Raw genomic sequence first — 24,388 nt, 5'->3', positions numbered from 1 at the left:
TTTAGTTGATTTTTGCATGGTTTAGTGCCTGCTGATACTTTCTGGCATTGACCAGGTGGTCATTCAGGTTGGTGGCAAACGCATGATATCCAGAAAAATCATCTTTGGCACAAAAATAAAGATAATCATGATCCTGATAATTCAACACAGCATCTAAGGCCGATATTTCCGGTAAATTAATTGGCCCTGGAGGCAACCCTAAATATTTATAGGTATTATAAGGACTATCTAACTCTTTGTGAATATTTAGTACTCTTTTGATACTGAAATCACCAGTTGCAAATACTAACGTCGGATCAGCCTGCAACATCATGTTAATTCTCAACCTATTAAGATAAACACCTGCAACTTTGGCTCTTTCATCAGATTTCTGTGTCTCTGCCTGCACAATAGATGCTAAAGTAGACACCTCAGTGCGATTCAATCCAAGTGACTCCGCTTTTTGTACCCTTGCTGGGGTCCAAAACTTCTCGTATTCCTTATGCATTTTATCAAAGAGATTTTCTGGACTTGTATTCCACCAAACCTCATAAGTATTTGGGATAAACATGGCCATAATCGTCTCCGCTTCAAACCCAAATTTTCTTATGTTCACAGAATCCATCAACAAATTCATAAAATCACTTTCCTCCATTTCCAAATTCTTAGTGATCTTTTCTGCTAAATCCTCCTTCGTCCTGATATTATTGAAAGTTAGTCTTACTGGTGTTTGAGAACCAGACCTAAGTAACTTCACTATTTTGAGATTACTCATTCTTGGTTCAATTTTATAAAGTCCAGGCCTAACTTGATCTTGATATCCCAAAACCTTTGAAACAAAACTAAATGTAATTACATCATGAATTGCTTCAGCATTGTACAAGCTGTCCGATACTGTCTTGAAACTTGCCTGACTTTGTATCCGAAGCATATACGGCTCATCCTTTTCCAAAAGTGCATTGGGACTAAAAAATGCCTGATAGAAATAAAACGACAACGATGTCAGCAATACAGAGAAAGTAATCACTCCGATGAGGTAGTACTTCGTTTTTTTATCTTCAAACATATTTTTTATAAATTCTCTTTGATAAAGCGCAAAAATAGGGAATTTTGTTTAGCGAATTTTTCAATTTCTAATTTTCATGTTCAGAACCATCAAAGTTACTTGTGCCATAATTATACATCAAGAAAAAATTCTTGTAGCTCAAAGAAGCGAATATATGTCTAATCCTTTGAAATGGGAGTTTCCAGGAGGTAAATTAGAAAATCATGAAAGCTTGGAAGAATGTATTAAACGTGAAATTCTTGAAGAGTTGAATCTTAAAATTGAGACCTTGACAATTTTAAATAAGAATACTCATCAGATTGGAGAAAATCTAAAAATTGAACTAATTCCATTTATTTGTCGCTATATTGAAGGGGAATTATCACTTAAAGAGCACAGATCAGCACAATGGTTACGACCAGCTGAATTGGACACCCTTGACTGGTCTGAAGCTGATATCCCCATCTTGAATCAATTAATGAACCATAAATCGATTCAGGAAATATCCTAACAAATCAGTTGAATATTCAAATCTAAATTAAACCAACCATGCCTGCTGAACTTATTAAATTATATCCAGAAAATCCCGAGATCAAAAAAATAGATTACATTGTCAATGCCCTCAAAAACGGTGCTGTCATTATTTATCCCACAGATACAGTATATGGAATGGGTTGCGACATCCACAACCAACGAGCAGTAGAGCGTATCTGTCAAATCAAAGGAATCAAACCAAAGAAGCATAATTTCTCGTTTATATGTTATGACTTGAGCAACATCTCTGAGTATACAAGAGCACTAAATACACCTGTTTTCAAAATGATGAAAAAAGCACTTCCAGGGCCATTTACATTCATTTTGGAAGCAAATACCTCAGTCCCAAAAATTCTTAATAGTAATAAAAAAACAGTAGGAATCAGAGTCCCCGACCACAATATTCCTCGTATGTTGGTAAAGGAATTAGGTCAACCTATTTTGACCACATCTATCCGAGATGAAGACGACGTCATCGAGTATAGTACAGATCCTGAATTGATCTTTGAAAAATATGAAAACCTGGTAGACATAGTCATTGATGGTGGATATGGCAACAATGTAGGCTCTACTATAGTAGATTGTAGCGGTGAAGAAATTGTAGTAGTCAGAGAAGGTTTGGGAGATATTGACGCTATTATTTAATTGCATAAATGTGAAATACATGGCAATAATCACTGAATTATATCATCTTCCCGCGCTAGAATACTTCGTGGCGATTCAAGACTACGATATAGTGTATTTAGATATAGAAGAAGATTATCAAAAACAGACATACAGAAACAGAACACAAATTAGACTTGCAAACAAAGTAGAAACCTTGAGTATACCAGTAATAGGTGGAAACAAAAAGGTAAAATCAAGTCAAATCAGGATAGATAATAGTCAAAAATGGAAAAATGTACATCTGAGGGGTATTCAAAGTGCTTATGGAAAGGCACCGTATTTTGAATTCTACTTTCCTTATTTCGAACCAGTGTACAATCAAAAATGGGACTTATTAGCAGATTTCAACCACGCCCTACTGACAGTTTGTCTCAAAATGATTCAAAGCAAGACAAAATTACAAATACTTGATTATTCAGACGATTTAAAAGAATTTAACGATTTCAGAGGCGTAATCCAGACCAAAAAATCGTTTGAATGTAGAAACATCTATAGCCCAGTACCCTACCAGCAGCTATTTGGCTTAGACTTTGTACCAAATTTAAGTATCATCGATTTATTGTTTTGTATGGGACCAGAAACCGCAAACATTCTGAACCAATCACAAAAAAAACAATGAACAATATATGAAAGGATTGTGTTTTTAAAACAAATTCGGTATCATTAGAATAGATTTCAAATCATTTAGAAAGGATATAAATGGAAGCAAAATTTTCAAACAGAGTCAAAGAGGTGATCTCCCTAAGTCGCGAAGAAGCTTTGCGTCTAGGTCATGATTACATTGGTACAGAGCACCTCTTGTTGGGGATGATTCGAGAGGGGGAAGGAGTGGCTGTTTCCATACTGAAAAAACTTGGAGTTCCATTGGATGAACTTCGGAATTCGGTGGAGCGTGCCGTCAAAGGTACTGCAACCCATAACGTGAAAAATCTTGCCAATATACCATTGACAAGACAATCTGAAAAAGTATTAAAAATCACTTATTTGGAGGCCAAAATCTTCAAAAGCGCTTTGATAGGCACGGAGCATCTGCTTTTATCTATCTTAAGAGACGAAGATAATATCGCTACTCAAATATTGCAGAAATTTGACACGAATTATGATGCAGTCAAAGAGATGCTAGAGTTTCAAACTGACTCCAATCCAAGATCAAGAGCAGAGGCCGATGATCCGGATGAAGACAACAGCAAGTTGTTTGGTTCTTCGGGAAGCGGATCTCAAGGAGCATCTAAGCCAGGTACTGAGAAATCCCGTACGCCAGTATTAGACAACTTTGGAAGAGATCTGACCAAAATGGCCGAGGAAGATAAGCTAGACCCAATCATAGGTAGAGAAAAAGAGATCGAAAGGGTAGCGCAAATTCTGTCAAGGAGAAAAAAGAATAACCCTATCCTCATAGGTGAACCAGGTGTTGGTAAAACTGCCATTGCTGAAGGTCTTGCCTTAAGAATAGTTCAGAAAAAAGTTTCTAGAGTACTTTTCAACAAACGGGTGGTGACTTTGGACTTGGCTTCGCTTGTAGCTGGCACTAAATATAGAGGTCAGTTTGAAGAACGGATGAAAGCAGTCATGAACGAGTTGGAAAAATCACCAAATGTCATCCTCTTTATTGATGAGCTTCACACGATCGTAGGTGCCGGAGGAGCGAGTGGTTCACTCGATGCTTCGAATATGTTCAAGCCTGCTCTTGCCAGAGGAGAGATCCAATGTATAGGTGCTACCACACTCGACGAATACAGACAGTATATAGAAAAAGATGGTGCACTTGCTAGGAGATTCCAGATGGTAATGGTAGATGCTACCACGCCAGAAGAGACTGTACAAATCTTGAACAACATCAAGGACAAATACGAAGATCATCACAATGTAATCTACTCTCCAGAAGCAATTGAAGCCTGTGTAAAACTCTCTGACAGATATATATCTGACAGGTTCTTACCAGACAAGGCCATAGACATCTTAGATGAGGCTGGTGCTAGAGTTCACATCAACAATATCCACGTTCCAGAGGAAATCTTAAAACTCGAAGAAGAAGTAGAGCAAATCAAAATAGAAAAAAACAGAGTTGTAAAAAGTCAGAAATATGAAGAGGCAGCTCAACTTAGAGATAAGGAGAAAAAACTACTCGAGCAACTTGAAAATGCCAAAGTGAAGTGGGAAGAGGAAAGCAAGTCTAAGCGATACAAAGTAGAAGAAGATAATGTCGCAGAAGTAATCGCTATGATGACTGGCATTCCAGCTAAGAGAATCGCTCAAAAAGAGGGAGCTAAACTTCTTAGTATGACTGATGAGCTCAAAGGCAAAGTAATCGGGCAAGACGATGCTATCAAAAAGCTGACTAAAGCCATCCAAAGAACTAGAGTAGGCCTGAAAGATCCCAAAAAACCGATTGGTTCTTTCATATTCTTAGGCCCTACTGGTGTTGGAAAAACTGAATTGGCGAAAATGTTAGCGACTTACCTATTTGATAAAGAGGATTCTTTGGTAAGGATAGACATGTCCGAGTATATGGAGAAATTCTCCGTATCTAGGCTCGTAGGAGCACCTCCAGGATATGTCGGCTATGAAGAAGGTGGACAGCTTACAGAAAAGGTAAGACGAAAGCCGTATTCAGTAGTTTTGCTTGATGAGATTGAAAAAGCTCACCCTGATGTATTCAATATCCTACTACAAGTATTGGATGACGGAATACTTACGGATGGACTTGGTAGAAGAGTCGATTTCAGAAATACGATAATTATCATGACCTCCAACATCGGCGTTAGAGATCTAAAGGATTTTGGTGCAGGAATTGGCTTTGCCAACAAAGCAAAACAAGAGAACTTGGATGATATCATGAAATCTACCATTCAAAGTGCTTTGAAAAAAGCTTTCAGCCCAGAGTTCCTCAATAGACTCGATGATGTAGTTGTATTCAATTCTCTTGAGAAATCACATATCCATCAGATCATTGACATCAGCCTAGGTAAATTATTCAGCAGAATTACTGATTTGGGTTACAATATAGAGTTATCTGACAAAGCAAAAGATTTCTTGGCGGAGAAAGGATATGATCAGCAATATGGTGCAAGACCTCTCAACAGAGCAATACAAAAATATCTTGAAGACTCTCTAGCGGAAGAAATTCTAAAAGGAGAACTTTCAGAAGGTGATGTGATTCTAGCAGATTATCCTGGTGAAGGAGAAGCTCTGGAGATCAAGGTACAAAAGAAAGAAAAAGCCGAGTAGGCTTTTGTGATAGATTAAAAAGGGGGCTAGTGATTTTGCTAGCCCCTTTTTTTGCTATTACCTCACAAACCTCCACTCTGAACCATCTCCATGAAGCTCATATCCTGCTTCATTAAAGGTTTTCAAACCCTCAGGATCATTGATCCTATTTTTAATAATATAATCAGTCATTAATCCTCTTGCTTGCTTCGCAAAAAATCCAACCACTTGATATTTACCATTTTTGAATTCTTGAAAAGTTGGTGTCACCACATTCGATTGAAGCACCTTTTGATCCACTGCTTTGAAATACTCTATTGAAGCTAGATTTATTATAGGTGTAGACTGAGCGACCTCATTGATAGCTTTGGCTATTCTTGTACCCCAAAATTCATACAAATTTTTCCCCTTTTTATTCTCAAGCTTGATCCCCATCTCAAGCCTATAGGCTTGAATCAAATCCATAGGCTTCAATAATCCATAGAGCCCAGACAATATTCGCAAATGCTGCTGAGCGAACTCAAAATCAGCTTCACTATAATTATCGACATCAATTTTGGTATATACATCCCCTTTAAATGCAAGAATTGCTTGTTTTGCATTATCCGGATCAAAGGATTTTTTGAACTCTTTGTAGCGCTTTTCATTCAACGTTGCTATATTTTCACTCACCCCCATGAGTTGGCGAATCTCATCAGAGGTTTTTTTCTTCATGATTGAGACGAGTTCAAAAGTCTCCTTCTGGAAATCCGGCTGTGTATACACTGAAACATCCGACGAGCTTAAATCCAGCGTCTTTGCTGGTGAAATCAATGTGATCATATTTTTAAACTATTCTATTACTAAAATGGCATCTTTGAGTGTCTTTGTGACATTCTGATTATTACTTCTAAACCTCACAACTACTGGATATGTTCCAATCGGCACCGAAACTCCATTAACTTTTCCATCCCAAGGACAATATCCAGTAGTAGTATCACCTGGTAGATTAGTTTCCTCACAATAGAAAATCAACTCTCCCCAGCGATTGTAAATAAAAACAGCAAGTTCATCTACAAAATCGCTAGTGTAAACCACAAACTGCTTGCTGGGATCGCTTGGAATCATCGCATTTGGAAAGCGAATGGTGATATCACAATCATCTACAACCTCGAAGGTAACCTCTTCTTCACACCCTATTTCATCAAATACTACAAGCCTATAGCTTCCCGCTTGAGTTGGGGTAAAAGTAGGCTCAACCGAAAGTGGGCCTTCTTCACCTTCTATGTACCAAGCATAGCTTTCGTACTGACCTGCAACAATTTCCTGCAAGATATTCTCCAACTCACAAATCGTATAGCTAGGCTCCAATACTGGAGCTTCTATATCTGATTGCCTAATGGAAATTTGCTCACTTCCTATAATGCAATCAAAAGAGTTACGAATTTCCACCTCATACACTCCATCCTCTAAGACAGTAATCTCCAATTGATCATCAAATTCTGTGAGCTGCATCCTGTCAGAACCTATTATTCTATACCAAGAGATGCTTATGTTCTCAAAATCACCATTGAGAGTGATCAAAGTAAACACATCCTCTGAGCAGAATGGCAACACTTCCAGTTCATATTCTAGACTATTCTCAAAATCCTCAACTGTGAATGAAATTACAGGAGTAGGGCAATTACTTCCTATTCTTGGCTGTACATCTAAGCTATATTCACCAGGTGCTATTGGTGAAAATATCTGCCCCCTGCCCACTACTGCTCCATCAAAATTTCTCCAAATGAAAAATACTTCCGATGCATCTGTTCCGTCTAGCAATGCTTCGTAGGCAACCCCTGTATTACAATCGACTTGAGGGTCAGACAATTCAAATAGGATAGCATCATTTATTATGACATTGACCCTTCGTTCACTTGAGCATATTTCTCCTGTCGGGTCTTCACCTAATACTGTGTATTCACCAGATTCAGTTAACAAATAAACTCCTTCGCTATCAGGAGACAATGATACACCTGATGGATCAGTTACCGAAAAAATCAGATCCTGTTGTGTGAATACCGTAAGCTCAAAGGCTTCACATCCAATCACGCTTGAAGGAATATAGAAGTCTGCCAACAACCTGCGCTCTACAACAATTCCTCCTACTGGTACAGCACAGCCATTTTCATCTTCTACTTGTACTTCATATCTACCACCACGCACACCTGTGATAACTGTAACTTGCCCTTCGATTTCCCCAGTTAGATTCAATCCATCACCCTGACGAGTGATTGAATAGCTGAAATTTTCAGTAGGCTCATTTTCTAAGGTAATTGTGATGGTACCAGGAAGAATTTCATTATCCCCACAAGTTTCATCAGTAGATGAAAGTGTGACATTTTCCAAGGCTTCTATGGGGTTGGTATTCATTATAGAGATGGTTCGAGAGAATTGACAACCAAAGGGCGTCCTGCCTCGAATTGTATAATTACCGGGAGGAAGATTTTCGAACACAGGCAATACTTCATTTGCTGAAATATCGGTAAATAAAACACCAAGTTCTACAATTTCTATGGTAGAAAGATCTACCAGAACAGTAACCTCAAAACTCCCCTCATCTACACCACATTCCGTCTCTGGTATCAAAAGTACTATTTCGAAATCGGGTCTAGGAAACACTTCCAATTCTAGTATTTTCTCTATCAAACAACCCTCAACTATTGGATCTTCTGTCACAAAAATAATCTCATACTGACCAGGAGATGGCAAATCTGATGATGGCTGAACTTCTAACTCAAAGGCTTGTCCAACCGGGAATGGAACCCTCTCTGGATCACCTGCTCTCTGATAAAACCACTCACCTGCTATTGGGGTATCTGGGGCAAAGAGGACTGTGGTCCCATCAAAGCAAACTTCATCTGTAGACTGTGTCAACTCAAATTCAAAAGCAGGACCTACAAAGATGGAACCTACAGCAGAACAGGAATCGAATTCTTCTTCATCAGCTATACCTTCTGGTCTTCTAAAGGATACAGTAACGGTATAGATACTTTCTTCCTCTACAATAATACTGTTTGAGTTCTCGTCGCCGATCTGAAAACCAGCCGCATTCCTCCAATCGAAATCATATAAACCCTCAACAGGATCATATCCATCTATTGCTGTCAAAGTCACAGGATTTCCGACACACAAAATCACATTGCTCTCTAGTGTAATTGGAGGAGGAGCAATTACTCTCACTTGAATACTATTTTCCTCATTGTAATATCCCTCTTCAGTACATCGATCTACCACCAAAGTGACAGTATACAAACCTCCTCTTTGAAAAATATGTGTGTAATTCTGAAAATCCTCTCCAGGCCCACCGAAATTATCCTGCTCTACTTCACCATCCTCATGAACTACAGTCCAAAAATAGCTGTCTATATCTGGTTCTCCCGCTCCTTCAAAAAGTCCTTCAGCCCCATTTTCTGGATCCAAACACAACTGATCTGGACCACTGATAGCGGGTTCGGGAATACTACTCCCTGACTGCTGAACAAATGAAGGCAAGCCCAGATTAGAAGAAGTTCCAGGAGCCAGTAAAAATCCCTCAGTCGTACCAATACTCGACGCACAGTTTGACCCTGGCCTTATAGTCCCTAGATAGGATTGGCCTGGTCTCGCCACATAAATATCACCTAAGGGGCCCATCTGTATGGCTCCTATAGGCCCATTGATTCCCAAATCGTTTCTTGAATCTATAATACAAGCAGCTCTTTCAGCACTACTATTGGCATTTTCGAGACATGATCCACAATCATCGCCTTCATCTTCCGAAGATGGCGATTGAATTATAAATTCTTCAACTCTTCCACCATTGCCGGTATAAGAGACATAAACTCTATCACTGTCATTAGAAAATTCTACGCCATAGATGGCATCATTATTACAACCCAAGTCCAGTAAGGCATACTCTGTAAGCTGTCCGCTACTTTGATCAAAATCAAAAAGCTCTAACCTACTACATGCTCCATCCTGAATCGTCACTGCTATCTTAGTCCCATCTGGGCTAAATTTCATACTTCCCACACCAGTGTTGAAACCATGAGTAGAGCCTACAGATGAAAAAACAGGAGAACCTATGCCCAAGGCCCCTACTTGATATGCCCGGAAGGTATTATTCCCTAACTCATGAAATAAAACCCAAGTATTGTCACCAGCAGTTAAAGCTGCTGAATGCTGTGTAGCAGGGCTAAAGAGAAAATTATCTTTAGTAACGACATTTCCCACACCTGTTGGGTTCTCAGCCTTGATATCCACAAGAGAATATTTCACTTGGCTACCACCATCAGCAGCTGTGGAAGTAGTAAATAAGTAAAACATTGTCTCTTCTTGAGGTATTGGTATCGCAATAACTCCCTCTGACGCTTGATTACTTCCTCCAATATCTTGGCCATTTTGCATGACATTGCCATTGAGATCCCACACCGTAGATCCATCAGTGTAAAATAATACTTGCCCAGTTTCATCCGAAATAGTAGTTGTGCCTGCTGGAATATTTTGAGGGTGAGTAACTGGCCTTGGCATAGGGCCATCTGGATCATCTGGATCTGGATTGAAATCCATACCTGCCCCATCTCCAAAGTACCAAATATTATTGCTCTGATCTTCCTCGCCCCATATCCTAATGCGGATAGTTGCATAAGCATAGCATGTCGAGCCTTGCTCTCTAACCAATACCCAGTACAATCCAGGATCACACACTTCATTCGCAGCTTCTGGTCCCCAGCCTTCATCTCGCTTATTTGACCAAAAATACTCAAATTCGCCTCCACCTCCACCTCCTGGTCCACCAACCCCTGGTCCTTGACCGCCATCTTGCCCACCGCCTTGCTGTGCCTCTAACAAAGGCATCAAGTCAAGGCATGGCTCACAGAGGGTCGTATCTTGAGGTGTAAAGTTAGCTTGAAGATCATTTGGTGAAAGGGTAATCGTATTTGTAACCTCACGAGTCGTCCCATCTGCAAAAGTGACTACTAGGGTTGCTGTTACACTTTCTCCAGAAGTAGCTTCTGCGGGCAGCAATAAATGCTCTTGATTGAAATCCACATCAATAGGCTCACCGTCTTCATCAGTTAATTCTGGATCAAAAGACCATTCAAAACTTATAGGCCTATAATTTTGAGGAGTTATGTTACTTGTAAGCTGTACAGGATTGTTGCTGCAAGGTTCCTCTGGCTGCCAAGTAAAATTCACTTGCGCATCTATATCAGCATTTGGGGCAAACTGAGGGAATACCCTTCCACAAAAATCAACTCCATTAAAAGGATCTTCATTTATTTCCAACTCTTCCAATTCCTCTTCATTGGGATTATCTACCCTCCCAAGTAACTGAGGCCCACCCTCTACCTCTTCGTAAATATAATAAAGCCTGCCATCTGGGCCTAGCTTAACATCATAAATCCTAAAAACATCATTTTCTATTGGAATCAATGTAGGCGCAGCATCCAAATCACTAGTAGGAATTCTAAATAATTGATCTCCTCTAGAAAAATAAATAAATGCTCCATCTGGGCTATATGAAACCCCTTCGATTGGATCAACTCCAGCCGACTGAGAAATAGCACTAACTGCTCCAAATGTCCCACCACTTGTATCAAAATCAATAACAATCAAATTTTCCTCATTTTCCTCTGGAATAAGGATCATCTGACCAGTCTCTTCATTGAAAATAATGGCCTTAGGTGTGAAAGAGATATTGATATCATCAGTATTTGTAAAATCCCCTTGAGTATCCTCAATTCTTCTTGAAATCAAACTACCTCCAGAAAAACTAATCAGATAAGAAGGGGATTGGGCAGATTTCACTACAGCAATAGCGCCAGAAGCTGGGCCAATTACTTGATCGAAGACAGTCACTTCTCCCAAAGGTGGTTGATTTGCGATTGCTTGACCAGACGCATTCATATCGATGACAGCGTATTGAAGTTGACCTGCTGACGAAATATAAAACGTATAAAACAATCTATCTCCATCAGGCTCATAATCGAGCAGACCAATAGCTACTTGCTGACGGCTATTACTGTTACCATTTATCCCATTTGGTGCACCTTGAATGGGTGCATTATCATAGTTATATATTAATTCACCATTGGAATAAAAAATAATATTGCCAGAAAGTGGATCCACTGCAACAGCGTTATTATTTTCCCCAACAAGTATAGCTCCTGAAAGCGTCCTGACGATAGGCTCACCTCCTCTTCCAAAGGAGAGGTAATTGTTCGATTCAGAAGCACCACAATACCCAAATATCCATTCATTATTATTGACGCCTTGAGAAAAAGACGCAAAAGGAAGAAGTAAACAGAAAATCAGACCTATTTCCCTAAAAAACTTTAAAAACTTAATATTATTTAAAAGGCTTTTCATAATTTACAGCTGCTATCTACAACAACGAATGAGGTCATGCGTTCAGAGGTGGTGATGAATCCCTTAATTAACGAATAAACAATTGAAACGGTCTTATCTAAGCTTTCTTTTTTTCACAATTTTGGGACTTTGTGTCTCGGGCAAGCTACATGCTCAAGACCCGCAATATAGTCAATATTATGCAGCTCCCTTATACTTAAACCCGGCATTTACTGGAGCAGAGCAGACAACACGTATCGGTGCCAACTATAGAAATCAGTGGCCTGGCATGAATGCACAATTCACCACATTCTCAGCATACATTGATACTTATCTTGATGATTACAATAGTGGAATAGGCTTTTTGGTCATGAATGATGTAGAAGGAGCTGCACAGTTGAGATCAACCACCCTTTCTGGGCTATATTCTTATGAGCTAAGAGTTGGGCAAGGGGCATACTTTAGACCTGGATTTCAAGCTAGCTATATCAGAAGAGATATTGGATTTTATGACAACTTAATATTTGCCAATCAAATCAACCCTTCAGACCCTTTTGGTCCAACCTTGCCAGGCGATGATATACCGGGCTTTGGTGAGCCCGTAAATTTACTATCCCTATCCCTTGGAGGGCTATTCTTTACAGAAAAATTCTGGCTGGGGGCCTCTGTTCATCATGTAAATCAGCCAAATCAATCCTTTATTGATAATGGAATTAGTAATTTACCTATGAAAATTTCTTTTCATACAGGCTATAAAATCTCTCTAGGTTCAGGAGGGTATAGGAACGATTTTACCCATATGTATAAGCAAAGATATTTTGTCCCTACTATCAATTACAAAAGACAGGGGCCGTTTGAACAATTGGATGCAGGAGCTTATATATACATGGAACCTATTATCTTTGGACTTTGGTACAGAGGTTTACCTTACAAGCCAGTCGAACAACAAAGCAACCGTGATGCGGTTGTACTTATGGTAGGAGTCAACTTGCTTTCTGGTATTAACATGGGATATAGCTTTGACTACACGGTTTCAAACTTGGGCATACAGTCAGGTGGTGCTCATGAGGTGAGTGTTTCATACACATTACCAAGCAGAAATCAAGGTAAGCCAAGAAGCAGAGACACCATCTTACCTTGTCCTAAATTCTAATTATTATACTCATTAAACATAATGGATGCTATACAAGTGAAATATCTCTTGATAGGGATTGTCATTTTCGGATTTTTATTTGATAAAACATTAAGCTTCCTAAATACTTACAGAAAAACAACCAAAATCCCTGATACTTTAGAACAATACATTGATAAAAAAAAATTAGAAGAAAGTGACTATTACCAGAAATCCTATTTCAAATTTGGACTTCTCACAAGTCTAGTTAGTACAAGCATCACAATAGTGCTGATTTACTTCGGTATTTTTGGTGCATTAGATAATTGGCTTTCAGGCATAATTAATCAACCTATACTTCAATCAATCATTTTCTTCGGAATCATTTTTATAGGATCTGACATCTTATCCATTCCATTCGATTATTATCAGATTTTCCATATTGAAGAGAAGTTTGGCTTCAACAAAACTTCAGCTAGCACATTTTTTATAGATAAAATAAAAGGCTATTTACTCTCTATCATGGTAGGTGGAGGTCTTTTAGCAGTATTATTATGGTTAATACATCAAATGGGGATGAATTTTTGGTGGCAATTCTGGTTGATCGCAGGCATATTTATGATACTGATTAATCTTTTCTACACCTCGCTTATACTTCCATTATTTAATAAATTGACTCCTTTGCCTCAAAGTGAATTGCGAGAAAAGATCATGGCATACGCAAGAAAAGTAGATTTCCCACTAGACAACCTATTTGTCATAGATGGCAGCAAACGAAGTTCAAAAGCAAATGCATTTTTTTCAGGCATAGGTAAACGAAAAAAAGTAGTACTTTATGACACACTTATTGATCAACATACTCCCGATGAACTTGTAGCAGTACTTGCTCATGAAATCGGTCATTATAAGAAAAAACATATTATTAAAAGTATGATTTCAAGTATACTTCAGATTGGTCTACTTCTTTTCATTTTGGCTCAGTTTATTAACAGCTCCATCATTAGCAATGCCCTTGGAGGTGAGGGTATTTCTATACATCTAAACATCATAGGATTCACCATGCTTTTCTCTCCTATTTCCATGATCATCGGAATTTTCATGAATATGATAAGTCGTAAAAATGAATTTGAGGCTGACGCTTATGCCAAAGAAACATATGATGGCAGACCACTTGCCGAAGCTTTGAAAACATTATCAGTAAATAGTCTAAGTAAAATCAATCCCCATCCATGGTATGTCTTTGTGAATTATTCACATCCTCCATTGATGCAAAGATTAGAAAGATTAGAAAAAAATTAAGAAAAGAAATGATTATCTGCATAAAAATAAACAAATCACCGTGCAGACAATCATTATTTACAACTAATTTTTTTCGAATTCCAAAGAGTTAGAACCTAAAGAATTCTATCTATAATGGATCTATCGAATACAAATGTTGAAATTATTTCTTTTTAAATAAAGAATTGACAAATTCCTTTCTATTGAAGACTTGCAGATCAATCATTTTTTCACCAACACCAATATACTTTACAGGAATCTTAAATTGATCAGATATACCGATGACCACACCACCCTTGGCTGTGCCATCAAGTTTAGTAATGGCCAATGCTGATATATCAGTAGCTTTGGTAAACTCCTTAGCTTGGATAAAAGCATTCTGACCAGTAGATCCATCTAGCACCAAAAGAATTTCATGAGGAGCATCATCAATAAATTTCTGCATCACTCTTTTGATTTTGGTCAATTCGTTCATAAGGTTAACTTTGGTATGTAGTCGACCTGCCGTATCTACGATCACTACATCAGCATTCATTTCTACAGCTTTTTTTACTGTATCAAAAGCAACTGAGGCTGGGTCTGTATTCATACCGTGGCTAATTACTGGAACATCCACACGCTCACCCCATAAGATCAATTGATCAACTGCAGCCGCTCTGAAAGTATCCGCTGCACCTAGTACCACTGATTTTCCTGCTTGTTTGAATTGATACGCTAGCTTGCCGATGGTAGTGGTTTTACCTACTCCATTTACACCTACCACCATGATAACGTAAGGTTTTTTATCTTTGGGAAGGTCAAAATCACCCAGATCGGCACTTTTGTTTTCTTCGAGCAAAGCCATGACTTCATCTCTCAAAATTGTATCCAATTCATCTGCACCGATATACTTATCTTTAGCTACTCGGTCTTCTATTCTACGAATAATCTTAATCGTAGTATCTACACCGACATCAGAGGTAATCAAAATCTCCTCAAGTTCATCAAGAATTTCTTCATCAACTTTAGACTTCCCTACGACTGCTTTGCTTAGTTTTGAAAAAATGTTTTCACTGGATTTTTGTAGGCCTTGATCAAGGCTTTCTTTTTTTTCTTTTGAAAAGAACCCGAAAATTCCCATAGTATTTACAATTTGAGCCCGAATATAATGAAAAAGTCCCTCTTGAGTCGTACTCAGAGGGACTTTATATTTGCATTACGATGCAAATGGCAATTATTTCTTCAATGTATCCTGTACCGCAGTGGTAGGGACCATCTCTTCTCTGAAGGTGTAAGCACCAGTTTTCTCAGACTTTACAGCCTTGATAACCTTAGCGTAAGTTACACCACCTTCTTTTTTTAGCGTTGCTACTACTTTCTTAGCCATATCTTTGAGGGTTTAATATTGCCTTGCGACAATCAGTCCTTTGATTATTTAATTTCTTTATGAACCGTTACTTTCTTCAAGATAGGGTTGAACTTCTTCAATTCCAATCTCTCTGTAGTATTCTTACGGTTTTTGGTAGTGATATATCTTGAAGTACCTGGCATACCCGAAGTTTTATGCTCCGTGCATTCCAAAATCACTTGTACTCTGTTACCTTTCTTAGCCATCTTCTTGAACTATTTATAGAGAGTCAATAATTATTTAATGATAATGTAACCTTCGTTTTGAGCTTTTTTCAAAACTGCGCTGATACCATTCTTATTGATGGTTCTCAAAGCTTTCGAACAAACTTTCAAGGTGATCCAAGCATCTTCCTCAGGCACATAAAAAGACTTTTTGTGCAAGTTAGGGTAGAATCTACGCTTGGTCTTGTTGTTCGCATGCGATACATTATTACCTACTTGAGGTCTTTTACCAGTGATGTCACAAACTTTTGCCATGATATATGATCGTAATATTTAATGCGTTTTTCTAATTGAGTCTGCAAATATCGGAGTTTTTCACGAATAACCAAAAGCCACACGCAAAAATATTCCGTAAAGTTTTAAAAATGTGAGAGATTTGGAGTTAAACTTCCCGAACACTCCTATTCAATAAGCCTTACTTTTTAATTTGCCCACTTTGGGTTTCCAGAAAGCTTTTGATCTTTTGGAGATTTGTCCAAGACGCACCTCTCAAAACCTCTATGACCTGACCTTCTTTATCTATCAAAATATGCATAGGAATGACTCTAACTCCATCATTTTTGTCCAACTGTTGCAACAGTTTTACTGTATTCACATCACCAAAACTCAGCTCATATTTAAATTTAAAATTAGGTCTGCCTTTCCTAAAAGTCTTGTAATCATCAACTGACTCCTTTGAAAAGGCTAAAAACCTCACATTTCTACCTTCATAAGCTTCTACAAGCTCATTCAAATCTTTCACTTCTCTAATACAAGGTCCGCACCATGTCGCCCAAAGATTTATAACGACTGCTTCTTGAGGCTTCACCTGAAGAATATATTTATTGTCTTTCACACTTTGATTCAGCAGGTCTTTAAAGTCATCACTGCTATCCATGTTTAAGAAAAATAACGTAAAGATCAATTGAATGCTTAGAATACTATATATTTTCATAGCACCATATGTTTAAACTGATTGTTAGCCAAAACCTTTCTAGTTGGGTAATTCATTTCTGATTTCCAGTAACTCAAACTTGAATTTATCTTCTTCATTTTCTGGATTATCAGGATGATTGGTGGATATATACAACCCATCCTTATGGACAAAAAAATTGCTAGGCAAATACTTCCCTGCTTCAAAATAGGTCTCACCCAATACATTCAATTCTTCGTCAAGTACCATAATAATGAATGGTCCTGGCGCTACTCTTAACCTTAGAATATCATCTATATCAGTCAAGTCTATTGATGGGTACGCAAACCGATAATACAAGTTTCTAAAAGAATCATGGATCAGATTGTCATATCTAGAACTAGCATTGATATATTGCATTGTTTCAAGTCGATTACCACTTAAAGGAAATAGCTTCAATCTCCGATCTAAATATTGACTTGCAGCTTCTATTGCAATTAGCTTATCATCGAATGTTGATGCAAAAAACAATCTATGATCACCAAAAAAAGAATAAACAACTTTATCCTTCCCGAAAGCCATACTTGATTCAAATTGCTTTAAACCTCCAATCAGATAATCAGCTGGATACATGTGCTCCATCAACCTCACCTTTCTAGTGTTCAAATTAATTGCATAGACTAGATGCTTTGAACTTAAAACATCATTAGTAAATTCTCGATAGCTACCATTTATATGTGTCTTGACTATCATTTCATCACCTTCTATCACTGGCGGAGACACAAAATAATGAGGATGTATAAATGCTGAAGTATATCCCTCTGGAATCTCATATTGAAAACTGTCCTTAAAGATACCGCTTGTATCGGTCAAATAGACAATTGGCGAAACTTGACCAAACAAAAAAATGCTATCAAGATTATGAACATGATAACCAAATATCTGACCTACCCCCTTATCTCCCTCAATATCATATTTCAATCGTTTGACTAACTTTTTCTGCTCTACATCATAAATTTGGAGTTCATTTCTTTCCCATACCAGATTAAACAATAAGTCCTCATGGGCAATAAAACCTAGACTTGCATTCGGAGTATAGTCATCAATGTCCAAAGTGAGTATCTCATTGGTTCCAAACAAACGCTTCGAACTGGTCCTCGTTTCTGAACATGAAATAAGTAAAAATAGAAGCAAAACTAAAACGTTATCAACTTTCATATTGTAGATTTTAAGAGAAAGAAGGACTCTTCTTTGTGACTAAACTATTAAAACATTAATATATCACAAAAACATATTAAATCAAAATTAGTCAAAAACCCACGGTACTAGTAAATTATTTGTGTTAACGTTTTCAAAAAATGGAGGGCTTTCCCCTCCTATCTATTTAGCATTGCGAATTCTTTGGCGAAATAACTTAAGATAATATTGGCTCCTGCTCTTTTGATGCTGAGTAAAGACTCCAGCATGGCACGTTCTCCATCTATCCAGCCTCTTTCAGCTGAAGCTTTGACCATAGCATATTCACCGCTGACATTATAAGCAGCTATGGGAAGATTCGAATTATCTCTGAGAAGTCTGATCACGTCTAAATATGCCAAAGCAGGTTTTACCATCAAGAAATCAGCTCCTTCCTCAGTGTCCAAGTCAGCTTCTATTAAGGCTTCATTATAATTGGCAGGATCCATCTGGTAGGTTTTCTTATCTCCATGCTTAGGGGCAGAGTCCAAAGCATCTCTAAACGGTCCATAAAAAGCTGACGCATACTTCGCCGTGTAAGACATAATGGAAACATCTGTATACCCATTACTATCCAATACCTCCCGAATATAACCAACTCTACCATCCATCATATCAGAAGGGCCTAATATGTCTGCACCAGCTTGAGCCTGAGCCAATGACATTTTACCTAAAATATCCAGAGTTTCATCATTCAATATTTTACCTTCCTCAACCAATCCATCGTGCCCATCTGAACTGTATGGATCCATCGCTACATCAGTCATAAGAGCGATTTCAGGAAACTTTTGCTTGATGGTAAAAATTGCCTTGAGGTAAAAAGTATCGGGATTGTAGCTTTCTTTGGCATATTTATCCTTTTTATTTTCCGGGTAAGCCGGAAAAATATCAAAGGCCATAATACCTAAGTTCACACACTCTTCAATCTCATAAAGCATCAAGTCTAATGAATACCTGTATATTCCAGGCATGGAAGCGACGGGTATTTTCTGATTGACTCCATCAATGAGAAACATGGGAAATATAAAGTCTTTAACAGAAAGACGTGTCTCTTCTACCATGTTGCGGATAGCCTGCGTCTTTCTATTCCTTCTTGGTCTTCTTTGCATGTTTTTTTCTTATTTCAATGCAAAGTTAACACTATTCAGCAGAAGCATGTTCACTCAAGAAGTTCTTAATTTTTTGAATATTCATTGGGGATGCTCCTATAAATGTATCTACAACCTGCCCATCTTTATCAACCAAAACGTGTATTGGTATCGCTCGACCTTTATATTCACTTTGATCTAGCGCTTTGATTATGCTTGCAGCTTCCTTATTCCCAAAACTCATTTCATAGCTAAATTTAAAATCGGGTCTTTTCGAAAGAAATGTTTCGTAAACGCTTCTATTTTCCTCAGAAAAAGCTAAAAACCTCACGTTCTTCCCATTATACTCTTCCACAATTTCATTCATCTCTGGGATTTCCTTGATACAAGGTCCGCACCAAGTAGCCCATAAATTGATCACGGCAACCTCTCCTGGAGCTAAGGCTGGAATCTCCGCTGAATTAGATAGCACTTTATTGAAATCTTCCTTGAAACTTTTCTTTACATTTTCTGTAGCATTAAGGATAAAGACCAAAGATAATAGGACGCTAACGAGTGTTTTCATGTGAATATTTGCTTAGTTAAGACTAAAGATATATTCTTTATGCGGAATTTAAAAATTAACTTGAGCTTGAAGCCTGAGCAGACTTCCCTTTTGCCTATTAACTGGATTTAAGGAGTTTTCAAACGTCCTATCCGAAATCGTATACATTGCGACCAACTCAAAGTTTCTATGTGGCTGCCATTCTACACCAATCTCCAACTCTCGTACCCTATGCCTAGTGGCATCAAATTCAAACTTTTTTCCCCCATTATAATAATGATAGCGAGTAAATGGGATAAATAAATGTTTACCCGATTGATGAAAATAATTAGCGAGCACATATCCACCTTTCAAAGGCGCATCTACTACATCATCTAAATTAGGATCATACTCAGGACCTCTTCCCCAGTTAAACTCTGCCTGCAAGCCAAAAGGCTGAGGGTAAATGACAATCGTAGGACCAAAGCGGTACTCTTCAAATTCTGTCTGATCAGCATCTGTCTTCATCTCCCTGTTGATGACAAATTTACCCGTATATCCCTGAAACGACGCTTCAATAATCTGACCTGAGGCCAATTCGATAGGGTATGTCATCCTACTTACCACATGAAAATTTCTGTTTTGTTCAGGTAAATTAGCCGTCTGTCCGTTGTAAAGACCAAAGCCAAACATTCCATAATCTCCAGATCCTTTAAGTCCAGAATTGACCAAATAATTAAAACGTTTTCTTACCTCAGAGGGTGCGTAATAAAAAAAAACACCTAAATCACGTTCATTGAGCACTGCTGAATTCAATCCATCATTTCTATCCAAAGGAAGCCTATTTTGACTAGATTGTAGGTTTTCAAACCCAAATGGAACTTTGGATTGACCGATTCTAATTCTAAACTCTTGTTTTGCATCAAGGCCTAAATCAAAGTATGCATCTCTGATTTGGGCGGTGTTGTTTCCCCCTGATGCCAAATCTGGCTGTATATACATGAACACTCGTTCATGAATCTGACCAGAAAATATCATCCTGATCCTCCGGAAGAAGAACCCCCCTGCATCACCACCCCAAGACCTATCGCATTGTGCACATTGCAAATTGGGATTTGTTTCTAAAAAACCATTATAACGCATTTGAGCATAGCCTCTCAGCTGAATTGACTCGTACCAAGGTTTTCTAATAATAGGTTTAAGCTCTTCCGAAGAGATAGAGTCATAATGGTCAATGTTGGAAAATCCATGCATTGAAAAGACCATCAAGATGATGGTCATAATTACGAATTTGTTCATCAAATGAAAAATTGATAAATGGAATAATTGTACAGCGACACAAAAGTGATACTCTAATATTTCTTTATAATGACCATAAAATTAAAATATTGTTACATACCTATATATTTAAAAACAGCAATTTAATATTACGGTCTAGTAAATCTTTGAAAACAAACTAAAAAACAACAATAATACCCGAAACTGATATTACGTAAATGTTATGTAAATGACATATGTTAATAAATAGGCAAAAAATTATTAAGTCAATCTACCCATGATTCAGAATAATCACAAGAGATCTATGAAAAACATGATAAATAAAACATATCTGATACTAGCCTTTTTGCGAATAGATTAAAACGTGTTACATGTGGAAATTTAAAGATTCAGGCAATTAATCATAGAGGCCTTATCGATACAATCTCACTCTTCCTGTCGTTTGTTGACAAATCATTAATACATAATGAATCTCCATTCTGGATTAATGATTTGTCATGACACGCTCAAAAATGTGAATGCTAATTAATAAAAAAGATTTTTTTATCTGAATATACGCTTTTTTGCCAGCAACTTCAATTCATTGGCTCAACAGGTTGTTAATGGTCAATATCCATAAGTATCCAATATCAATTTATATCGGAAGTTAGATAAATCGGAATTTTGTAATGTTATTGGCATAGTTCCGTATATCCATGTTTTTTTTATAATTTATTCTTAGATCAGATTTAAAACAGAATCTATATGTAATGATTTATAATTTTCAATATAAAGATCACATATTGGCAACTCTTCTTTTGAATGAGAAGATAAGACGCCTACAACTTTCATACCTGCATTAATAGCTGCAGTCACACCCGAAAATGAGTCTTCAAAAACCACACATTGACTTGGTTTTACTTTCAAGTTATGTGCAGATTTCAAATATACTTCGGGATCTGGCTTATGTTTCTTCACATGTTCACTGGCCAAAACCGATTCCATTTTATTAAATAGATTTAATTTGTCACCAATCAATTTTAGATTAGCCATAGGAGCAGAGGTCGCTACTCCAGTCGTGACATTTCTCGCCTTTAATCCATTTAAGAAATCTAAGTACCCAGCGATTGGATCGATTGATGTTTCATAGATCTCTCTAAACAAGCTTTCCTTCTCATCTTCTAGCTGAAGCAATTCCTCTCCATCGATCTTTCTTCCGAAAAAATGACTCATGATATAAGAATTGCTTTTGCCATACATGTGTTGAGAAAACTCTTCCTCCGTAGGGAACATATCTCGCTTAGCAAAAAATGATTTGAATGCCATCGAATGAAAAGGATTCGTATGGCAGATCACTCCGTCCATATCGAAAATTACAGCTTTTTGCATCTATTAATAGGTTTGGTTTCGAGAACGTACAAAGATAAAAAATCCAAAGGATAACCTTTGGATTTTTAGAATAATCATGATCATGAAATAGACAATAAAGCAACATACCCTCTTGTCAGGATTTTAATTTCTCAATTGAATCATTTTGAAAAGCTCCTTACTACTTTTTCTATTATATCGCAGCACTCATGTAGTTGATCTTCGGTCATTACAAGAGGTGGAGCAAACCTGATGATATTTCCATGAGTAGGTTTTGCAAGTAAGCCGTTTTCTTTCAACGCCACACACATATCCCACGCAGTGGAACTTTCTTGGGTATCATTTACAACAACAGCATTCAATAAGCCCTTACCTCTTACCAGTTTGAGAATACTATACTCATCCACTAGCTTCTGCATTCTCTCTCTGAAAATATGACCTAACTTCCGTGCATTCAAAGCTAATTTCTCATCCCTGACTACTTCCAGTGCAGTCATCGCTACCTTTACCCCAAGCGGATTTCCTCCAAAAGTAGACCCATGCTGACCAGGTTTTATTACTCCCATAACTTCCTTATCAGCTAAAACAGCTGAAACAGGATAAAATCCGCCTGAAATTGCCTTACCTAAAATTAACATATCGGGTTTTGTATATGACGACTGCTTCTCACAATGACCTTCACAACTACAGTGTCCACATACAGCCAAAAGAGACCCTGTTCTTGCAATTCCAGTTTGAATCTCATCTGCTATAAAGAGTACATTTTCTTTCTTACATACCTCAGCAGCTTTTCGGATATAGTCATCATCTGGAGTGTATACACCTGCCTCTCCTTGAATAGGCTCTACTAGAAATGCTACCACATGCTTATTTTCTAAGGCTGATTGCAATGCAGGAATATCATCGTATGGGATTTTTTCAAAACCTGGCGTATATGGTCCAAAGTTTTTCCTGGCATTTTCATCGTTAGAAAATGAAATAACTGTAGTGGTTCTACCGTGGAAATTATTCTCAGCCACTATGATCACTGCCTCATTTTCTCTCACACCTTTCTTCTCATATCCCCACTTTCTCGCAATCTTCAATGCTGTCTCCACTCCTTCTGCACCTGTATTCATTGGCAATACCATATCAAAACCAAAGTACTCAGTAATGTACTTCTCAAATGGCCCCAAAACATCATTATAGAATGCCCTTGAAGTCAAGGTCAAAGTACTTGCCTGATCTATTAGCGCTTGCTTAATACGCGGATGACAATGCCCTTGATTCACAGCTGAATAGGCAGACAAAAAATCAAAATATCTTTTACCTTCAACATCCCATAGGTAAACTCCTTCCCCCTTACTTAACACTACAGGCAAAGGGTGATAATTATGAGCACCATACTTTTCCTCTAATTCAATTGCCTGCTTACTCGAATTGATTGTTTCCATCATAATAATTGTAATTTTGAATGACTGAAAATGTCTCAAGATCTTTTTCAGTATATAACAAATATAGTAAAAGCCTCAGAGGATTAAGCATGAAATCAAAAAAGAAGCAAATTGCTCCCTTAGAATTGATATCAGGAGACTATTATATAAATGAAGATGGGTTAATGGTTTTCACAACTCAATATCATAAACGAAGGGGATACTGTTGTGCAAATGAATGCAAACATTGCCCATATAAAAAGATCAAATGAGGCTCATGAAGTTTACTTGAAATACTTAATGAATGTTGAACCAAAGCGGTCAACGTTATTTAGGGAAGTACAATTGATTCTTTATCACATGGTTCTTGTCTCTTGTCTCTTGTCTCTTGTCTCTTGTTTCTTGTCTCTTGTTTCTTGTCTCTTGTTTCTTGTCTCTTGTCTCTTGTCTCTTGTCTCTTGTTTCTTGTCTCTTGTCTCTTGTCTCTACGAGAGATCGTAGATTATACATATTTGGTACTTTGTACATTGTACTTAATACACTCATCTCTTCTGCTTCTCGCTTCTCGTCCCTCGCTTCTCATCACTAATCTCCCGCTTGTTCCCCATAAACGCCAAAAGCCTCTCAGTTTCCTGAAAGGCTTCTTAATAATGTGGCGGCGACCTACTCTCCCGGGTGTAACCCCAGTACCATCGGCGCGGCAGGGCTTAACTTCTCTGTTCGGGATGGGAAGAGGTGGGACCCCTGCGCTAGGCCGCCTAATCTTGCTGTACCAGGTACAAAGTACAATGTACCATGTATCCCGATTACAGTCCCCTCTCGGGGAA

22 protein-coding genes and 1 rRNA gene are annotated in these 24,388 nt (G+C 37.9%); 7 read left to right on the top strand and 16 right to left on the bottom strand.

All coding sequences use genetic code 11. The annotated features are described in order from the left end of the window. Window position 1: 1 nt before the first annotated feature. A complete protein-coding gene (mltG, locus tag MM214_RS01760) occupies window positions 2–1,045 on the bottom strand; it encodes an endolytic transglycosylase MltG (protein WP_241291296.1) in 1,044 nt (347 codons plus the stop codon). A 76-nt stretch (window positions 1,046–1,121) separates the two neighbouring features. Here mltG and MM214_RS01755 point away from each other — a divergent pair, with 76 nt between their 5' ends. From MM214_RS01755 to MM214_RS01740, 4 genes are all read left to right on the top strand, one after another. Then, window positions 1,122–1,535: a (deoxy)nucleoside triphosphate pyrophosphohydrolase gene (locus tag MM214_RS01755; protein WP_241291294.1), complete on the top strand. Its 414-nt coding sequence runs from the start codon at window positions 1,122–1,124 to the stop codon at window positions 1,533–1,535. Between the two features lie 38 nt (window positions 1,536–1,573). Further along, complete coding sequence (locus tag MM214_RS01750) at window positions 1,574–2,203, top strand: L-threonylcarbamoyladenylate synthase (RefSeq protein ID WP_241291292.1); 630 nt, start codon at window positions 1,574–1,576, stop codon at window positions 2,201–2,203. 19 nt (window positions 2,204–2,222) lie between these two features. Further along, the gene (locus MM214_RS01745) at window positions 2,223–2,843 is read left to right on the top strand and encodes a WbqC family protein (protein WP_241291290.1); all 621 of its coding nucleotides are present in this window, start codon (window positions 2,223–2,225) and stop codon (window positions 2,841–2,843) included. Window positions 2,844–2,923: 80 nt separating this feature from the next. Continuing rightward, window positions 2,924–5,452: an ATP-dependent Clp protease ATP-binding subunit gene (locus MM214_RS01740; protein WP_241291288.1), complete on the top strand. Its 2,529-nt coding sequence runs from the start codon at window positions 2,924–2,926 to the stop codon at window positions 5,450–5,452. A 57-nt stretch (window positions 5,453–5,509) separates the two neighbouring features. Here MM214_RS01740 and yaaA read toward each other — a convergent pair whose 3' ends face one another. Together yaaA and MM214_RS01730 are read right to left on the bottom strand one after the other, a co-directional pair. Further along, the gene (gene yaaA / locus MM214_RS01735; RefSeq protein WP_241291286.1) at window positions 5,510–6,253 is read right to left on the bottom strand and encodes a peroxide stress protein YaaA; all 744 of its coding nucleotides are present in this window, start codon (window positions 6,251–6,253) and stop codon (window positions 5,510–5,512) included. Between the two features lie 9 nt (window positions 6,254–6,262). Next, window positions 6,263–11,806, bottom strand: coding sequence for a gliding motility-associated C-terminal domain-containing protein (locus tag MM214_RS01730; protein WP_241291284.1), 5,544 nt, complete (start codon window positions 11,804–11,806; stop codon window positions 6,263–6,265). Between the two features lie 82 nt (window positions 11,807–11,888). Here MM214_RS01730 and MM214_RS01725 point away from each other — a divergent pair, with 82 nt between their 5' ends. Together MM214_RS01725 and MM214_RS01720 are read left to right on the top strand one after the other, a co-directional pair. Further along, window positions 11,889–12,938, top strand: a complete 1,050-nt coding sequence (locus MM214_RS01725) for a PorP/SprF family type IX secretion system membrane protein (RefSeq protein WP_241291282.1) — start codon at window positions 11,889–11,891, stop codon at window positions 12,936–12,938. A 21-nt stretch (window positions 12,939–12,959) separates the two neighbouring features. Next, window positions 12,960–14,195: a M48 family metallopeptidase gene (locus MM214_RS01720; protein ID WP_241291281.1), complete on the top strand. Its 1,236-nt coding sequence runs from the start codon at window positions 12,960–12,962 to the stop codon at window positions 14,193–14,195. 142 nt (window positions 14,196–14,337) lie between these two features. Here the strand turns inward: MM214_RS01720 and ftsY are convergent, their stop codons facing one another. The 11 genes from ftsY to rocD form a co-directional block, all read right to left on the bottom strand. Continuing rightward, a complete protein-coding gene (ftsY, locus tag MM214_RS01715; protein WP_241291279.1) occupies window positions 14,338–15,294 on the bottom strand; it encodes a signal recognition particle-docking protein FtsY in 957 nt (318 codons plus the stop codon). Between the two features lie 93 nt (window positions 15,295–15,387). Continuing rightward, window positions 15,388–15,540 (bottom strand): DUF4295 domain-containing protein, encoded by a 153-nt coding sequence (locus MM214_RS01710; RefSeq protein WP_241291277.1) that lies wholly within the window; start codon window positions 15,538–15,540, stop codon window positions 15,388–15,390. Between the two features lie 44 nt (window positions 15,541–15,584). Continuing rightward, window positions 15,585–15,767, bottom strand: coding sequence for a 50S ribosomal protein L33 (rpmG, locus tag MM214_RS01705; protein ID WP_014020702.1), 183 nt, complete (start codon window positions 15,765–15,767; stop codon window positions 15,585–15,587). 30 nt (window positions 15,768–15,797) lie between these two features. Then, window positions 15,798–16,040 (bottom strand): 50S ribosomal protein L28, encoded by a 243-nt coding sequence (rpmB, locus tag MM214_RS01700; RefSeq protein WP_241291275.1) that lies wholly within the window; start codon window positions 16,038–16,040, stop codon window positions 15,798–15,800. Window positions 16,041–16,200: 160 nt separating this feature from the next. Further along, window positions 16,201–16,719, bottom strand: a complete 519-nt coding sequence (locus tag MM214_RS01695; RefSeq protein WP_241291273.1) for a TlpA family protein disulfide reductase — start codon at window positions 16,717–16,719, stop codon at window positions 16,201–16,203. A 39-nt stretch (window positions 16,720–16,758) separates the two neighbouring features. Continuing rightward, on the bottom strand, window positions 16,759–17,895 hold the full coding sequence (locus MM214_RS01690) for a DUF4221 family protein (RefSeq protein WP_241291272.1): 1,137 nt from the start codon (window positions 17,893–17,895) through the stop codon (window positions 16,759–16,761). 158 nt (window positions 17,896–18,053) lie between these two features. Further along, entirely contained in the window at window positions 18,054–19,022 is a 969-nt protein-coding gene (gene hemB / locus MM214_RS01685) for a porphobilinogen synthase (protein ID WP_241291270.1), read from the bottom strand. Between the two features lie 31 nt (window positions 19,023–19,053). Continuing rightward, on the bottom strand, window positions 19,054–19,566 hold the full coding sequence (locus MM214_RS01680) for a TlpA family protein disulfide reductase (RefSeq protein ID WP_241291268.1): 513 nt from the start codon (window positions 19,564–19,566) through the stop codon (window positions 19,054–19,056). Between the two features lie 48 nt (window positions 19,567–19,614). After that, window positions 19,615–20,823 carry a porin gene (locus MM214_RS01675; protein ID WP_241291258.1) on the bottom strand — a complete coding sequence of 403 codons (1,209 nt, stop codon included), beginning with the start codon at window positions 20,821–20,823 and terminating at the stop codon, window positions 19,615–19,617. A 696-nt stretch (window positions 20,824–21,519) separates the two neighbouring features. Beyond that, complete coding sequence (locus tag MM214_RS01670) at window positions 21,520–22,170, bottom strand: HAD family hydrolase (RefSeq protein WP_241291257.1); 651 nt, start codon at window positions 22,168–22,170, stop codon at window positions 21,520–21,522. Between the two features lie 140 nt (window positions 22,171–22,310). Next, window positions 22,311–23,585, bottom strand: a complete 1,275-nt coding sequence (gene rocD / locus MM214_RS01665) for an ornithine--oxo-acid transaminase (RefSeq protein ID WP_290294038.1) — start codon at window positions 23,583–23,585, stop codon at window positions 22,311–22,313. Between the two features lie 17 nt (window positions 23,586–23,602). On the opposite strand from rocD, the gene MM214_RS19005 reads away from it, so the two are divergent. Then, window positions 23,603–23,833 carry a DUF5522 domain-containing protein gene (locus MM214_RS19005; protein ID WP_317208389.1) on the top strand — a complete coding sequence of 77 codons (231 nt, stop codon included), beginning with the start codon at window positions 23,603–23,605 and terminating at the stop codon, window positions 23,831–23,833. A 55-nt stretch (window positions 23,834–23,888) separates the two neighbouring features. On the opposite strand, the gene MM214_RS01655 is transcribed toward MM214_RS19005, so the two are convergent. Together MM214_RS01655 and rrf are read right to left on the bottom strand one after the other, a co-directional pair. Beyond that, on the bottom strand, window positions 23,889–24,071 hold the full coding sequence (locus MM214_RS01655) for a hypothetical protein (protein WP_241291255.1): 183 nt from the start codon (window positions 24,069–24,071) through the stop codon (window positions 23,889–23,891). A 140-nt stretch (window positions 24,072–24,211) separates the two neighbouring features. Continuing rightward, window positions 24,212–24,323: ribosomal RNA gene (rrf, locus tag MM214_RS01650) — 5S ribosomal RNA — on the bottom strand. Window positions 24,324–24,388 lie beyond the last annotated feature (65 nt).

The organism is Belliella kenyensis, assembly GCF_022549675.1.
GTDB classification, from domain to species: domain Bacteria; phylum Bacteroidota; class Bacteroidia; order Cytophagales; family Cyclobacteriaceae; genus Belliella; species Belliella kenyensis.
Note: the sequence above shows the minus strand (reverse complement) of the source record. Positions and strands in the feature narration are given on the sequence as shown.